This window comes from Paenibacillus sp. OT2-17 (genome assembly GCF_009827695.1).
Taxonomy (GTDB): Bacteria; Bacillota; Bacilli; order Paenibacillales; family Paenibacillaceae; genus Paenibacillus; species Paenibacillus polymyxa_B.
This window is the reverse complement of record NZ_WUDQ01000483.1, coordinates 1-2,832: the sequence shown is the minus strand read 5'-3', so window position 1 is coordinate 2,832 and position 2,832 is coordinate 1. Positions and strand designations below refer to the sequence as shown.

Here is a 2,832-nt window from a genome sequence, read left to right as displayed (position 1 = left end):
CCGATCAGTTTTTCGTCCTTGATCACGATTTTTTTGTAGACGCCGCCAATATCATCCTGATACCGCAGGGAACGTGTTCCCGGTTCATCCTTGTAATGCCCTGCTGAAAACACGTCGACACCCGATACCTTCAACCTTGTAGAAGTGACGGAACCACTGTAGCCGGGAGTCTCCATTCCCGCGAGCCGCTGAGCCAGCACACCACCCTGCTCGTATAATGGAGCTACCAGTCCGTAAGTGATTCCCTGGTGTTCTGCACATTCGCCAACGGCGTATATGCCAGGGACATTCGTTTCCATGTAATCATTTACGATGATGCCACGGTTTACAGGAATTCCCGCCGACACCGCCAGTTCAATGTCTGGTCTGATGCCTACCGCCATAACGATCAAGTCTGCTTCCAGCTCACTGCCATCGGCAAATTTCAATCCTTCCACGCGACGACGGCCCGTAATAGCCGCCGTTCGCTTATTGACCAGAAAAGTCATTCCCTGCTCCTCCAGCTCGCGCCGGAGCATAAGGGAAGCAGCCTCATCCAGCTGCCGATCCATAATATATCCGTTAATATGAATAACTGTGACGTCCATCCCCAAGTTAAGCAGCCCCCTAGCTGCCTCTAGCCCAAGCAATCCGCCGCCGATAACAGCTGCTTTTTTGTGCGTCTTTGCCGTCTCCATCATCGTTTCACAGTCACGAATATCCCTAAAACCGATAACACCCTCCTTGTCGGCCCCTGGAAGCGGCAGCATAAAGGCTTTAGAACCTGTTGCCAACAACAACAAATCATAAGAGATGCATACGCCGGAGCGTGACGTCACCTGCTGCTTTTCCGTGTCGATGGCTGTGACAGGATCATCGGTATACAATCGAATATTGTTGTCTTCATACCAACTCCAGTCGTTAATGACAATATCCTGCAAACCAGCTCCTCCCGCCAGAACGGAGGACAGCATGATCCGGTTATAGTTTGGATGGGGCTCGGCCCCGAATACCGTAATCTCATAGCTACCTGGTGCAAGCTTCAGCAAATGTTCGAGAGTGCGTATCCCTGCCATTCCGTTGCCGATCAACACTAACTTTTGAATATCGTTCATCACGTCACTCCCCTTCCATTTGTATCCTCAAAACATAAAAAGCCCGCTTCACATATGGGGATTCAAAATATCCCTCCACATGAGAAAACAGGCTCCATTGCCGTTTCATCGAATACGCCGTTGTATCCATCAGAGTATGGAATTAAAAAGTATTGTAGCTAATATATAATGCTTCAAATGATATGTCAACATTCCTTACGCATAAACTTATAAAAAATTATATTTTATCACCATGTAACATATCTATGACGTATAAAATATCACTCCCCTACAAAATTAGGATTGATTTTCAGTCCAAAACACGCCAAAATGGTTTAAAAGTCCGTTTTAGCTTGATGATGATGAAAAAAATAAGCAGGCAGACAAAATCTTATGTCATATTTGTTATCAATGATTACTATCCCCATCGCTAACTACCCTTCATGTTACAGAGAGGAGGAGCCCGCTTGCGTTCCTTGTTGGTAATTCACTTACATTCTGACTATGTATCTGAGCAGACACACGCCGTTTCCTCATGGCAGGCAGGACCTGAGCACCTTTTAGAGTCCAACGGATACCTAACCCTGCCCTGCCGCAATGAATCTGAAATCAAACAGCTAATTCTTAATGCAGACGCGGCGGTACTAAACATACCTGTCGGCACTATCAGCATATGGAGTGGCAGGCTGGAGCTAGCCAAAGCGGTCCCATTGCTCTGGTGGTGCAGCGCAGAATCAGCGCTATCATCGACAGAGGCCTGTGAAGCTGATGTCACTGTCGATGGCATTCTAACCCCTTCTATGGCAGCCCATGAGCTGAATTGGGCTCTTCATTTTAGCGCCAAACGCTTTTTTGAACGCCAGCACTGGCAAAGTGAACGCAAGCAACTGACCGCTCGGATGGAAGAACGCAAATGGATTGATATGGCGAAAGGAATACTTGGGGATGTAAACGGTATCCCGGAAGCGGAAGCATATGATGTGCTACGCAAAAAAGCAATGAACGAACGCAAACGTATCGTTGATGTGGCCATCTCCATCGTCAAAGCACAGCAAATGCTAAAAGCATAAATCTGAAAGGGGCCCGAACATGAATATCATTGAAATATTAAAAGAAGTTGGTCGCGGCAAAAGGGGCGCCCGGGATCTGAATTACGCCGAAGCCGAAGCTGCTGCCGAACTTATTATGACCCAGTCAGCAACCCCTGCTCAAATCGGAGCTTTCTTTGCCGCGGAGCGCATTAAAATGGAGAGTGTTGCCGAGTTGGAAGCATTCGTAAACATCTGCCGTAAATATACCCATCGCTTTCCGATGCAGGAAGGGATTGATTTCGCCGGTCCGTACGATGGCAGGAAGTCTTCATTTATCGCCACCTTCGCAACGGCCTTTCTACTCGCCTCATGCGGAATTCCTGTAACGATGCATGGCAGTGCACCTCTCCCTCCCAAATGGGGTGTTACGCTCCCGCTTTTACTGCAGGAAATGGGGGTAACGTCCCGGAACATGACACGTGAAACCGCCATTCATGCCGCGAAGCTGACTGGTGTACTGTTCGTTGTCTCCGAACAGTGGTGCGCGCCCCTGCGAGATATGCGGCCCATTCGCGAAGAGCTGGGGCTTCGCACAGTGCTGAATACTGCCGAGAAACTGGTTGATTACGGTTCTTCCCCGTATATTGTATTCGGCGTTTTCCACAATACTGTGTTCGAGAAGACGGCAAAACTCATGCAAAATCTGAATTACCGCAGGGCTCTGACCG

The 2,832-nt window shown here is 48.5% G+C and carries 2 protein-coding genes and 1 pseudogene; 2 read left to right on the top strand and 1 reads right to left on the bottom strand.

All coding sequences use genetic code 11. The annotated features are described in order from the left end of the window. Positions 1-1,094: NAD(P)/FAD-dependent oxidoreductase (locus GRP75_RS23455; RefSeq protein WP_160790511.1), on the bottom strand; the 1,094-nt coding region annotated here is incomplete at its 3' end. Between the two features lie 446 nt (positions 1,095-1,540). Between GRP75_RS23455 and GRP75_RS23450 the strand changes: the two genes are divergently transcribed. Beyond that, entirely contained in the window at positions 1,541-2,143 is a 603-nt protein-coding gene (locus tag GRP75_RS23450) for an ANTAR domain-containing response regulator (protein ID WP_160790510.1), read from the top strand. A gap of 19 nt (positions 2,144-2,162) precedes the next feature. Then, positions 2,163-2,832 (top strand): annotated as a pseudogene (locus tag GRP75_RS23445) (anthranilate phosphoribosyltransferase); the annotation flags it as partial.